A 12,044-nucleotide genomic window follows, 5' to 3' on the forward strand; every position below is an offset into this window, starting at 1 on the left:
GCGGGCCCGACCGCGTCACTCGGGCAGCCTGTATCCCATGCCGCGCACCGTCTCCACCCGCTCCGAGCCCAGCTTCTTGCGCAGCGCCCTGACGTACACGTCCACGATGTTGGACCCCGGGTCGAAGTCGTATCCCCACACATGGGAGAGGATCTGCTCCCGCGAGAGCACCTGCCCGGGGTGGCGCAAGAACAGCTCAAGGAGGACGAACTCGCGCGCCGTCAGATCCACCGTCCGCTCGCCCGAACGAGCCCTGCGGGTCCGCAGGTCGAGGGTGAGCTCGCCGCTGCGCAGCACCGTCACCTCGGGGGCCCGCGCCGCCGTGCGCAGCCGCAGCCGCACCCGGGCGAGGAGCTCCTCGAAGCGGAAGGGCTTGGTCATCCAGTCGTCGGCGCCGCCCTCGAGGCCCGCCACCGTGTCGCGCACCGAGTCCCGTGCGGTCAGCACGATGACAGGCGTGGTCACACGGGCCTCGCGCAGCTGGCGCAGGACCGTGAAGCCGTCCTTGCCGGGCAGCCCGATGTCCAGGACGATCAGGTCGAAGCCGCCGGTCAGGGCGTAGTCGTGGGCGGTGTCCCCGTCGGCGACCACGGTGGTCGTGAAGCCGTTGGCGCGCAGCCCCTTCTCGACGAAGGAGGCGATGCGCTCCTCGTCCTCGACGATCAGTAGCCGGTTCACTGCTGCGCCGCCCCTTCCGAGTGCGTGTGTACGTGTGCGTGTACGAGGACGAAGGTGGCGCCGCCGCCCTCCGTGGGGCGCAGTTCGACGCGCCCGCCGTGGCCCTCGGCGATGGCCTTCACGATGGCGAGCCCGAGGCCCGCCCCGGTGGCGCGGGAGCCGCGCCGCGCGGTGCCGCGGCGGAACCGCTCGAAGATCACCGCGGCGTCCTGCGGCTGCACCCCGGGTCCGCTGTCGGCGACGTACAGCTCGATGTGTCCCTCGCGCAGCCGCGAGCCGATGCTGACGCGCTGTCCGGGCTGGGTGTGCTGGACGGCGTTCTGCGCCAGCTGCACCATCGCCTGGGTGATGCGCTGGGGGTCCAACTCGGCCTCGGCGTCGGCGACTTCGGCGAGCTTCCAGTCGCGCTCGCCGAGCGCCCTCGCCTTGACGAAGACGTCCGCGGTCAGCTCGGCGAGCTGCACCGGCCCGGGGGTGACGAAGTCGGGGCGCTCGGCCTTGGCGAGCAGCAGCAGGTCCTCGACGATGCGGCTCATCCGGTCCAGCTCCTCCATGACGATGCGGACCGTCTCCTCGCGCTCGCCCGGTTCGTCGCCCATCAGCTCCAGGTGACCCCGGACGATGGTGATGGGGGTGCGCAGCTCGTGGCCCGCGTCGTCGACGAACTCGCGCTGGGCCGCGAAGGCCCGCTCCAGGCGGTCCAGCATGCCGTTGAAGGTCTCGGCGAGGGCCGCGACGTCGTCCCTGCCCTGCACCGGGATCCGCCGGGTCAGGTCCTGCTCGGTGAGCTGCGCGGCGGTCGTCCGCACCAGGCGCACCGGTTTGAGGATGCGCCCGGCGACCGCCCAGCCGATGCCCGTCGTCAACAGGAGCGCGACGCCGGAGATGGCAAGCAGCATGGTGAACACGTCGCCGGCCTTGGCCTGTTCGCCGGCCGGGTGGAAGGCCACGACGAACGCCGCGGCCGGATGGCCCGCGCTCGCCCCGATCTCCACCTTCGCCCAGCGGACCTCGCCCCGGTCGCGGTAGAGCGTGCCGGTCGCGTCGGGGGACTCGAAGACGGCCCGCAGCGAGGCGGGGTCCTCGGCCAGCGGATGGTCGATCCGCGGCTCGCGGGACTGCTCCTTCTTGGCGGGCCCCCTGCCGTCGCGGCCGATCAGGCCGAGGAGCTCCTCGTCGGGGTCGGCGTACTGCCGTGACAGGAAGAGCCGCAGCAGGGGGTCGGGATCGGTGAACCGCTCGCCCGTGTGCGGGTCGACTCCTTCGCGCGCGAGGTTGGTGAACTCCCCGGTCTCCTGGGACAGGAGCCGGTCGATGCGGTGGTCGACGTCGCGCAGGAGAACCGAGCGTGTGGTGGCCGCGACCGCGGCGAGCGCGACGGTCATCACCACGAGCAGCCACAGCAGGATGCGGACCCGGGCGGATATCCAGCGGCGCGGGGGTTCAGCCGTCGTCACCGGGGCCGTCGTCGTCGTTGTCGCCCCGGCCTTCGTTGCCGTCGTCGTCGTTGTCATCGCCCGAGGGATTCTCGCTCACCGGCGGCGGTGACACCTTCTCGTCGCTCGGCGTGGGCCGGGGCGAGGTCGGCGTCGAGGACGGTGAGCCGCTCTCCAGTTCCACCTTCGGCGGGGACTTGGGCGGCTCGGGGTTGTCGGTGAGGGCGTAGCTGGTCGCGGCGATGCCGAGCGGGATCGCCACGACGGCCGCGAGGGCCGCCATGCGGTGGGAGAAGACCATGACAGCGAGGGTGGTGGGCGTACCGCGTCGGCAGGATGAGGCGAAGATGAAGAAACGCTCATCCGGCTCACGGCCGCCTGCGGAACGGGCCTGCGCCTGCGTAACGCGCCTGCGCCTTGCGGAACGGGCCTGCGCCTGGGAAACAGGCCTGGGCCCGCGGAACGGGCCTGCGCCCGCGGGACCGGCCTAGGAGTCGAGGCCGATCGCGAACGCGGCCTCCAGGTCGTGCTGCGAGTAGGTGCGGAACGCGACGTGCGTGTCCGTCGCCTCGACGCCGGGGATCTTGCTGATCCGGCCGGGGATCACGTCCGCCAGGTCGTCGTGGCGCGGCACGCGCACCATCGCGATCAGGTCGTACGTGCCGGTCACGGAGAAGACCTCGCTGACGGAGTCGAGCGCGGCGATCGACTCGGCGATCTCCGGAATCCGGTCCACGCTGGTCTTGATGAGCACGATCGCGGTGATCACGGCTGACTGTCTCCCTCGGTGGCCGGTGCTGTGCCTTTCACTCTAGCCCTCCACCCATACACGCCCCACGCGTAGAGAAAGCCGAGCGAGAAGCCGACGAGGTGCGCCAGGTACGCCACTCCCGTGCCATTGCCCCCCTGCCCCGCCGCCAGCCACTGCAGCGCCACCCAGAACGGCAGCACCACCCACGCCGGAAACCGCAGCGGCAGGAAGAAGAGGAACGGGAAGAGGCTGGTGACCCGCGCCTTCGGGAAGAGATAGAGAAAAGCACCGAGGACGGCGGAGATGGCGCCGGAGGCTCCCACGAGGGTCTTGTCGGAGCCGGCGTGCGCGGCGGCGTACGCGAACAGGGCGAGGTATCCGCAGCCGACGTAGAAGAACGCGTACTGGAGGTGCCCCATGCGTTCCTCGACCATGACCCCGAATACGTACAAGAACAGCATGTTTCCGAGCAGATGAAGCCAGCTTCCGTGCACGAAAAGAGCGGTGAACGGACCGAGAGCGGCACGGGGGACACCGTCGAAGAGCTCGACGGGCACCACGCCCCACCGCTCGAAGTAGGTCTGCTGCGCGGCGAGCAGCTGCTCGCCGCTGCCGTGGACCGGGTTGAGCCCGGACACCGGGGAGATCACGAAGACCACGCAGCAGACGGCGATCAGCGCGTACGTCACCGGGGCGGACTGGCCCCTGAGCAGTCGGCCCGCCTTCGTACCCCATGTGTTGATCATGAACAGAGCATGACGTAACGGGTGCTACCTGCCCAGACCGCCATGCCGCTCCGGAGGCCGCCGCATCGCGCCCCTTACAGGCCTTAGGGTTACGGGCAATGCGCACCGCGGAAACTCGTGGTGACACCACGGTCGCCGAAGACGTCGCCGATGAAGCACCGAACAAGTCACCGAAGAAAGCGAACAGCCACGATGACGGTTCCCCTGCCGACCGCCACCACCCGGTGGCGCTGCACGCTCTGCGGCAATCTCACGCGTTTCGACGTGACCCGCACCTCGAAGGTCGTCGAGTATGTCCATCTCGACCTGGCCGGTGAGTCGAAGGTCGAGGAACGAGAGGTGGTCAGTGAGACCATCGAGTCGGTGCGCTGCCGCTGGTGCAACGCAGTGGATCAGGTGGAACTCGTGGACAGGCCGGGCGCCGACTCCTGAGGGAGTGGTGCCCGCACAGCTAGTGGGGTGACGGATGGTGGAGAGCGCAGGCGGGGAGCCGGACGACGGCGCCGCTGAGGTGCTCGACCGTCCGCTGCCCGACGGGGTGCGCCGGCGGGTCGTCCAGATCGTCTCGGACGGCTTCGGCGGCCTCACCCTGGCTGAACTGCCCGCCCAGCTGCGGCAGTACGCCCGCTTCACGCCCACCCGGCGGGCGAAGTTCGCGGGCAACGCCATGGCGGCCGCGCTGGAGGGCGACACCCTCTTCCGCCAGCGCATCGGCGAACGGCTCAGAGAGGCCCAGCCCGAGCTCGCGGGCGCCCTGGACGCGGGCTCGCCGCCGCCGGCCGCCGACCCGCTGGACGTGGCGGCCGCGGCTTATGTCCTGCGCCCCGCGGGCTGGGTCAAGCTGGTCACCGCCGCGGGCGAGGAGGCCCAGCGGGCCGACGCCGAGCGCGCGGACGAGGAGACCAGGGTCGAGCTGGAGCGGCTGCGCGAGGAGCTCGCCGCGGCCCGGGGCCAGACCAAGGCCGAGACCGAGCGGCTGCGCACGGAGCTCGAATCGGCGCGCAGGGAAGCCGAATCGATGCACCGCAAGCTGCGCGGGGCCCTCAGTGACGTCAAGCGGGGCGAGGCCGCGCTGCGCAAGGCCGCCGCCGAGATGGAGAGCGTGCGTGCCGAGGGGCAGGCGCAGGTGTCCGCCGCCGAGAGCGAGACGCGGCGGATCAAGGCGCGGCTCGGCGAGACCGAGGCCGCCCTGGAGGCCAGCCGCAGAGCGGCGCGCGAGGGTCGCAGCGTCGAGGACATGCGGGTGCGGCTGCTGCTCGACACGGTGCTCGACGCGGCCCAGGGGCTGCGGCGCGAACTGGCCCTGCCGCCCGTCTCGGTGCGGCCCGCGGAGACCGTGGACGCCGTCGAGCCGGGCCGGATGTCGCCCAAGGACATCGCTACCCGGGCACTGTCCGAGAACGATCCGGCCATCCTGGACCAGCTGCTCGCGCTGCCGCAGGCGCACCTGGTCGTCGACGGCTACAACGTCACCAAGACCGGCTACCCCACCATGCCGCTGGAGAAGCAGCGGCTGCGCCTGCTCGGCTCGCTCTCGCAGCTTGCCCTGCAGTCGGGCGCCGAGGTCACCTGTGTCTTCGACGGCGCGGAACTGGCGGCCCCGGTGCTCCTCGCGCCGCCGCGCGGTGTGCGCGTGCTGTTCTCCAAGCCCGGTGTCACCGCTGACGAATTGATCCGCCAGCTGGTGCGCGCGGAGCCGCCGGGTCGGCCCGTGGTCGTCGTCTCGACCGACCGAGAAGTGGCCGACGGCATCGCGAAGGCGGGCGCCCGCCCTGTGGCGTCGGCGGTGCTCCTGAAGAGGCTCTCGCGCGGCTGACCCAGAGCCTTACGCGCGGCTGACGCAGAGCCCTTCGCGAGGCTGCCCCAGAGCCCTTCGCGAGGCTGCCCCAGACCCCTTCGCGAGGCTGCCCCAGACCCCTTCGCGCGGCTGACGCAGCGCATCTCGCGCGGGCTGAAGCCTGCCGCTTCCGTGGGGTTAACGGGGTACTCGACAACTCCTGCGCCCTATGCCCGAATTGAGAGATCCCTCACGCGACGTAGCGTCAAAAGATCATCACTGACTGTGTGTTATCGGTAAAGAATGCGCTCGGCGGCCGGTTTTTTGCCGATGGGATTTGAACTGATCACAAGAAGGTCACTAGGGTCACGCCCGAACCTCCGCTCGGTTGATCGCCCATCCGGGGTGACGGCGGCGGTACCCGCCCACCGGGTCTCGGTAGGCGGCTGGAGGAAGAAGGAGCCGCCTTCGTGGCGTCCCACCGTCGACCCAAGCAGCCGAGCCGCACCCGCGTGACCGTGCTCACCGCGACCGCCGCCGCTGCCGTGGCGCTCACCTCGCAGGGCGCCGCCCAGGCCGCGCCGAAGCCGAGCAAGGACGAGGTCAAGTCCAAGGTCGACAAGCTCTACGAGGACGCCGGCCTTGCCACCGACAAGTACAACGGTGCCAAGGAGAAGCAGGAGAAGCTCGAGAAGCAGATCGACGACCTCCAGGACAAGGTCGCCCGCGGCCAGGAGGAGCTCAACGACCTGCGCGACGGCCTCGGTTCGCTGGCCAGCGCCCAGTACCGCTCCGGTGGCATCGACCCCTCTCTGCAGCTCTTCCTCTCCTCCGACCCGGACAGCTACCTCGACAAGGCGTCCACCCTGGACCAGTTGAGCGGCAAGCAGGTCGAGGCGCTCAAGAAGATCCAGAAGAAGCAGCGGGACCTCGCGCAGCAGCGCAAGGAGGCCGCGGGCAAGCTGGACGACCTCGCCGACACCCGCAAGGAGCTCGGCAGGAAGAAGAAGGAAGTCCAGGGCAAGCTCGGCGAGGCGCAGAAGCTCCTCAACACGCTGACCGCCAAGGAGAAGCAGGAGCTGGCCGCCAAGGAGAAGCGCGCGAGCCGTGCCGCGGGCGACCGCGTGGAGCTCGGCAAGGAGGCCCCGGCCTCGAACCGCGGTGCCGCCGCCCTGTCCGCCGCCGCCACCCAGCTCGGCAAGCCGTACGTCTCCGGCGGCTCGGGCCCCAACTCCTACGACTGCTCCGGGCTCACCCAGTGGGCGTACGCCCAGGCCGACGTCTCCATAACCCGGACCACGTACACGCAGCAGAACGACGGCACGAAGATCGGCCGTAGCCAGCTCAAGCCCGGCGACCTGGTGTTCTTCAACAACCTCGCGCACGTCGGCTTCTACGCGGGCAACGGTCAGGTGCTGCACGCCCCCAAGCCCGGCGCCGTGGTGCGCTACGAGGCGATGGAGTACCTCGGCAACTTCCAGTTCGGCGTCCGCGTCGCCTGACCCCGCGTCAACGCGCTGCCGACACCGCCCAAACGGGCGAATTCCGGCAACTCCCGCTGACCCCACGCCCCGTTGATGACCTGCGTCTGAGACGGGGCTTCGGTCTTTCCGCGCACGTTCCGCACTCCGTCGGGTCTTTGGTCCCTCCGTAGTCGCACGGCTACTGTCGGCCCGCATTCCCCCGGGACGGCCCGGGGGTTCGTCAGCGGAAGGGAGAGCGGCTTCCCGTGGGGTCCCATCGCCGTCCCGCACAGCCCGGCCTCGACCGGAGCACGCGCGTGACCGTCCTTTCAGCGGCAGCGGCCACCGCGGCGGCGGCCTTCGGTGCCGCGCCCGCAGGTGCCGCGCCGCAGGACAAGCCGTCCGACACCCGGGCCAAGGTGGACCGGCTGTACGAACAGGCCGAGAAGGCAACCGAGGCCTACAACAAGGCCGATGAGCGCGCGGACAAGCTGCGCGCGCAGGTCGAGCGGGCCAAGGACAGCGTCGCGCGCGGCCAGGAGCGGATCAACCACATGCGCGGCGCGCTCGGTTCCCTGGCCGGCGCGCAGTACCGCTCCGGCGGCATCGACCCCTCGCTGGAGCTGATGCTCTCCTCGGACCCGGACGGCTACCTCGACAAGGCCGCGGCCCTGGACCGCATCAGCAGCCGCCAGGCGGGCGAACTCGCCGATCTGCAGCGGGCCCAGCGCGGCCTCGCCCAGGAGCGCGCGGAGGCGGGCCGCAAGCTCGCCGAGCTGGAGAAGAGCCGCACCACCGTCGCCCGTCACAAGCGCACCGTCGAGCACAAGCTCGCCAAGGCCAGGCGGCTGCTGAACTCGCTGCCGAGCGAGGAGCGCGAGGCGTACGACAGGTCGTCCCGCTCCGGCGCCGCCGGGCGCACCGAGATGCCGGACCTCGGGAGCGCGGCTCCGTCCTCCTCGCGGGCCGCCGCGGCCATCGCCGCCGCGCGCTCCGCCGTCGGCCGCCCCTACGTCTGGGGCGCCAACGGCCCCTCCGGCTTCGACTGTTCGGGCCTGACCCAGTGGTCGTACGCCCAGGCGGGGGTCGGACTGCCGCGCACCTCGCAGGCCCAGCGCTACGCCGGGCGGCAGGTGCCCCTGGCCGAGGCGCAGCCCGGCGACCTCGTGACCTACCGCGACGACGCCAGCCACATCGGGATGTACATGGGCAACGGCCAGGTGGTGCACGCCCCGTACCCTGGAGCTCCCGTGCGCTACGACCCCGTCGGCATGATGCCGGTGTCATCCGTGACGCGGATCTGAGCAGCCCCGGCGCACGGCTCCCCGTACGATCGGGAACGTGGCTGGTCACAGGCGTGGGTCGTGGGTGGTGGCGCTGTGCTTCGCGCTCTGCCTCGCCGTGCTTGCCGGATGCGGCGGCGATCCGGTGCCGGACGCCGCCGCGGGCGATGTGCGCCGACTCCTGGAGCGGCGCGCGCAGGCCGTCCTCGACGGGGACGAGGCGGCGTACGAGAGGACCGAGCGGCTCGCGCGCGGCGCGGCGGACGTCTTCGAGAACGCGCGCGGTATTCCGCTGCAGTCCTGGGAGTACCGCCTGACCCGGCTCGACCGCTCGGGCTCCGAGGCCACGGCGAGCGCCGAACTGCGCTACCGCGTCAAGGGCTACGACCGCGCCCCGCTCACCGCCGCGCGCACTCTGTCCCTGGAGCGGCACGGCGGACAGTGGTACGTGACCGCGGAGCGGCCCGCGAAGAAGGCGGGCGAACAGCTGTGGGACCAGGGGCGGGTGATGTCCGAGCGGGGCGGGCGCAGCCTCGTCCTCGGCGTCGGGCAGAGCGCGTCCGAGCTGCGCGCCTACCGTGAACTCGCCGACCGTGCGGTGCCCGCCGTGCGGGAGGCCTGGCCGCAGAAGTGGCCGGAGCGCGTCGTCGTCCTCGCGCCGCGGTCCCTGGACGGGATGGCGGGGCTGCTGGGGGCGCCCGCTTCGGGGTACCGGGGGATCGCGGCGGTCACCACAGGCGAGGCGGGCGGGTCCCGACGCGCACCGGCGGACCGGATCATCATCAACCCCGAGGCGTACGGCGTTCTCGGGGACTTCGGCAAGCAGGTCGTCCTCACCCACGAGACGACCCACGTCGCCACCCGCGCGCTGACCTCCGCCGCGACCCCGCTGTGGCTCTCCGAGGGCTTCGCGGACTGGGTGGGCTACCGCGGCACCGGGCGCACCCCGGCGCAGGCGGCGCCCGAGCTGAGGCGCGCGGTGCAGGAGGGGCGGCTGCCCGGCGCGCTCCCGAAGGACGAGGAGTTCGGCTTCGCGGGGGACGCCGAGCGGCTCGCGGGGGCGTACGAGGGCGCGTGGCTGGCCTGCCGGATGATCGCGCAGCAGTGGGGCGAGCGGAAGCTGACGGACTTCTACCGGGCGGTGGGCGAGCACAAGCAGCGGGCTGGCGCGGTCGAGGACGCCCTGCGGGAGGTCCTCGACACGACACCGGAGGACTTCACGGCGCGCTGGCGTACGTATCTGCGCTCGGAGCTCGGCTGACCCCCGCCTGAGCGGACTGCCGCTCCGGGGCGCGCGGTTCGGACACGGTATGGCGCCACAGGTTCCTGCAGGCCAGCAGGGTCGCGGCGACCAGCAGACCATTGCGTACGAGGAGCAGCGCCACGCCCAGTGGATCGCTGGCCACCACGTGCGAGAACCACACGGGGAACTCCAGGAACGTCACCGGCGTGGCCACGAGGACCAGGCGCACGGGGACCTCCATGCGGCTCGTGCGGAACAGCAGGCAGACGGCGGCGATCCCGATCAGCCACAGCATGTACTGCGGGCTGATCACCCGGCTCGTCGTGGTGAAGAGCAGCACGGCCACGAACGCCGCGTCCGCGGGTGTGCTCGCCGACCAGGACCGGGTGCGCAGCCGCCACACCAGGAGCCAGCCGAAGGCCGCCACCGTCAGGGCCTGCGCCGCGGTGCTCACCAGCGGGACGTGGGGGCCGAGGAACTCCACCGAGCCGTAGTTGAGCCGTACCTCGCCCTGCCAGCCCAGGTTCCGCGCGATGTGCAGGACGAGGGCGCCGAGCGACTCCACCTCCGTGCCGCGGTCGCGCTGGAAGGTGAGGAACGCCAGCGCCCCCGGCATCGCCACCAGGAACGCCAGCGTGAGGCAGAGGGCCGTGCCTGCCGCGGCGGCCCAGGAGCGCCTGGTCGCACGCCCGCGCGGGGTGCCGACGAGCAGCAGCACCGGCCACACCTTGAGCAGCGCCCCGAACCCCGCGAGCACCCCCATGGCGCGTGGATGCCGCGCTCCCGCGAGCAGCGCGGCGACCGCGACGGCGGTCACCATCACGTCGTAGCGGGCATAGACGATGGGGCCGAGCAGGGCCACGCCCAGGACCCACACCCAGGCGCCCCGCGGCGATGTGCCGGGCCGCCGGCCCGCGTACAGGAGCAGCCCGCACACCGCGGCGTCACAGAGGAAGGCGAGGACGAAGAAGGCCGACGCATAGCCGAGGAAGGGCAGCAGGGCGGGGGAGAGGATCGCGAGGGCGGCGGCGGGCGGGTACTGCCAGGTGACGTCGTCGAGCGGGAAGGTGCCGGTGCGCAGGACCTCGTACCAGCCCTGGTAGATGACGGACACGTCGGCGCTCACGTCCGGGCCGGGGGCCATCAGGACATGGAAGACGCAGAGCAGCAGGACGGCCCTGGTCAGGACCCAGACGGTCAGGATGCGCGCCATATGTGCGTCTCGCCCCTTTTCGCGTACATCAGTGACTTCTCATGTACTTCATTGTGATTCGAGAAGTCATGATGCCGGGGCGAACCGTGCGAGAGCCAAGAGGCTGGGCCATTCGGTACTGTCGGGCGCGATGCACAAGACCCTGATCGTCACGAACGACTTCCCGCCCAGGCCCGGTGGCATCCAGGCGTTCCTGCACAACATGGCGCTGCGCCTGGACCCCGAGCAGCTCGTCGTCTACGCCTCCACCTGGAAGCGCGGCCGCGAGGGCGCGGAGGCCACCGCGGCCTTCGACGCGGAGCAGCCCTTCAAGGTCGTACGCGACCCCACGACGATGCTGCTCCCGACCCCGCGCGTCACCCGCCGCGCGGTCTCGCTCCTGCGCGAACACGGCTGTACGTCGGTGTGGTTCGGGGCGGCGGCCCCGCTCGGCCTGATGGGCTCCGCGCTGCGCAAGGCGGGCGCCGAGCGCCTCGTCGCCACCACGCACGGCCATGAGGCGGGCTGGGCTCAGCTGCCGGCCTCGCGCCAACTGCTGCGCCGGATCGGTGAGTCGACGGACACGATCACCTACCTCGGCGAGTACACGCGCTCGCGGATCGCCGCCGCGCTCACCCCCGCCGCGGCGGGGCGGATGGTCCAACTGCCGCCCGGCGTCGACGAGAAGACCTTCCACCCCGGCTCCGGTGGTGACGCGGTGCGGGCGCGGCTCGGGCTGAGCGACCGGCCCGTGGTGGTCTGCGTCTCGCGGCTCGTGCCGCGCAAGGGGCAGGACACGCTGATCCTCGCCATGCCGCGGATTCTGGCGCGGTCGCCCGAAGCGGTCCTGCTGATCGTCGGGGGCGGCCCCTACGAGAAGGACCTGCACAAGCTCGCGGCCGAGACGGGCGTCGCGGACTCCGTGCGGTTCACCGGGGCGGTGCCGTGGGAGGAACTCCCCGCGCACTACGGCGCGGGCGACGTCTTCGCGATGCCGTGCCGGACGCGGCGCGGGGGCCTCGACGTGGAGGGGCTCGGCATCGTCTACCTGGAGGCGTCCGCCACGGGGCTGCCGGTGGTCTCCGGCGACTCCGGCGGCGCGCCTGATGCCGTCCTCGACGGCGAGACGGGGTGGGTCGTGCGGGGCGGTGCGCCCGAGGAGGCGGCGGATCGGATCGTCACCCTGCTCGGTGACGCGGAGCTGCGGGCGCGGATGGGGGAGCGGGGCAGGGCGTGGGTGGAGGAGAAGTGGCGTTGGGATCTGCTGGCGGAGAGGCTGAGGGAGCTGCTGTAGCGCCTACGGGGCTGCCGCCGGGGGTGCGTTGGTGACTTTCCGCTGTTGGGGGCTGCTCGCGCAGTTCCCCGCGCCCCTGAAAGACGGGCTGCGCCCCGCTTTCCAGGGAAAGCGGGGCGCAGCCCTCATGCTTTAGGGGCGCGGGGGACAGGACGAGGAAACACACCATAACGAGAGCCGC

12 protein-coding genes are annotated in these 12,044 nt (G+C 71.7%); 6 read left to right on the forward strand and 6 right to left on the reverse strand.

Annotated elements, in window-relative coordinates; genetic code table 11:
* Positions 1-15: 15 nt before the first annotated feature.
* The 5 genes from AB0B50_RS16995 to AB0B50_RS17015 all read right to left on the reverse strand — a co-directional run bounded on the left by AB0B50_RS16995 (position 16) and on the right by AB0B50_RS17015 (position 3,611).
* Positions 16-678, reverse strand: coding sequence for a response regulator transcription factor (locus tag AB0B50_RS16995; protein WP_362331532.1), 663 nt, complete (start codon positions 676-678; stop codon positions 16-18).
* Positions 675-2,135, reverse strand: coding sequence for an ATP-binding protein (locus AB0B50_RS17000; protein ID WP_362331535.1), 1,461 nt, complete (start codon positions 2,133-2,135; stop codon positions 675-677). The genes AB0B50_RS16995 and AB0B50_RS17000 overlap by 4 nt, the downstream gene beginning before the upstream one ends.
* Entirely contained in the window at positions 2,122-2,415 is a 294-nt protein-coding gene (locus AB0B50_RS17005; protein WP_362331538.1) for a small secreted hydrophilic protein, read from the reverse strand. Before AB0B50_RS17005 ends, AB0B50_RS17000 begins: the two co-directional genes overlap by 14 nt.
* Before the next feature lie 186 nt (positions 2,416-2,601).
* On the reverse strand, positions 2,602-2,883 hold the full coding sequence (locus AB0B50_RS17010) for an Lrp/AsnC ligand binding domain-containing protein (RefSeq protein ID WP_125512351.1): 282 nt from the start codon (positions 2,881-2,883) through the stop codon (positions 2,602-2,604).
* The gene (locus AB0B50_RS17015) at positions 2,880-3,611 is read right to left on the reverse strand and encodes a rhomboid family intramembrane serine protease (protein WP_362331541.1); all 732 of its coding nucleotides are present in this window, start codon (positions 3,609-3,611) and stop codon (positions 2,880-2,882) included. The genes AB0B50_RS17010 and AB0B50_RS17015 overlap by 4 nt, the downstream gene beginning before the upstream one ends.
* A 192-nt stretch (positions 3,612-3,803) precedes the next feature.
* On the opposite strand from AB0B50_RS17015, the gene AB0B50_RS17020 reads away from it, so the two are divergent.
* The 5 genes from AB0B50_RS17020 (at position 3,804) to AB0B50_RS17040 (ending at position 9,395) form a co-directional block, all read left to right on the forward strand.
* Positions 3,804-4,043: a hypothetical protein gene (locus AB0B50_RS17020; protein ID WP_362331544.1), complete on the forward strand. Its 240-nt coding sequence runs from the start codon at positions 3,804-3,806 to the stop codon at positions 4,041-4,043.
* Between the two features lie 34 nt (positions 4,044-4,077).
* Positions 4,078-5,427 carry an NYN domain-containing protein gene (locus AB0B50_RS17025; RefSeq protein ID WP_362331546.1) on the forward strand — a complete coding sequence of 450 codons (1,350 nt, stop codon included), beginning with the start codon at positions 4,078-4,080 and terminating at the stop codon, positions 5,425-5,427.
* Between the two features lie 431 nt (positions 5,428-5,858).
* Complete coding sequence (locus tag AB0B50_RS17030; protein WP_362331549.1) at positions 5,859-6,890, forward strand: NlpC/P60 family protein; 1,032 nt, start codon at positions 5,859-5,861, stop codon at positions 6,888-6,890.
* Positions 6,891-7,117: 227 nt separating this feature from the next.
* Positions 7,118-8,155 carry an NlpC/P60 family protein gene (locus AB0B50_RS17035; protein WP_362331552.1) on the forward strand — a complete coding sequence of 346 codons (1,038 nt, stop codon included), beginning with the start codon at positions 7,118-7,120 and terminating at the stop codon, positions 8,153-8,155.
* Between the two features lie 37 nt (positions 8,156-8,192).
* The gene (locus AB0B50_RS17040; protein WP_362331555.1) at positions 8,193-9,395 is read left to right on the forward strand and encodes a hypothetical protein; all 1,203 of its coding nucleotides are present in this window, start codon (positions 8,193-8,195) and stop codon (positions 9,393-9,395) included.
* Here the strand turns inward: AB0B50_RS17040 and AB0B50_RS17045 are convergent.
* Entirely contained in the window at positions 9,352-10,590 is a 1,239-nt protein-coding gene (locus tag AB0B50_RS17045; RefSeq protein WP_362331557.1) for a glycosyltransferase family 87 protein, read from the reverse strand. The genes AB0B50_RS17040 and AB0B50_RS17045 overlap by 44 nt on opposite strands.
* A 130-nt stretch (positions 10,591-10,720) precedes the next feature.
* On the opposite strand from AB0B50_RS17045, the gene AB0B50_RS17050 reads away from it, so the two are divergent.
* On the forward strand, positions 10,721-11,863 hold the full coding sequence (locus AB0B50_RS17050) for a glycosyltransferase family 4 protein (protein WP_362331560.1): 1,143 nt from the start codon (positions 10,721-10,723) through the stop codon (positions 11,861-11,863).
* The last annotated feature ends 181 nt before the right edge of the window (positions 11,864-12,044 follow it).

This window comes from Streptomyces sp. NPDC041068 (assembly GCF_040647455.1).
In the GTDB taxonomy this organism is placed as follows: Bacteria; Actinomycetota; Actinomycetes; order Streptomycetales; family Streptomycetaceae; genus Streptomyces.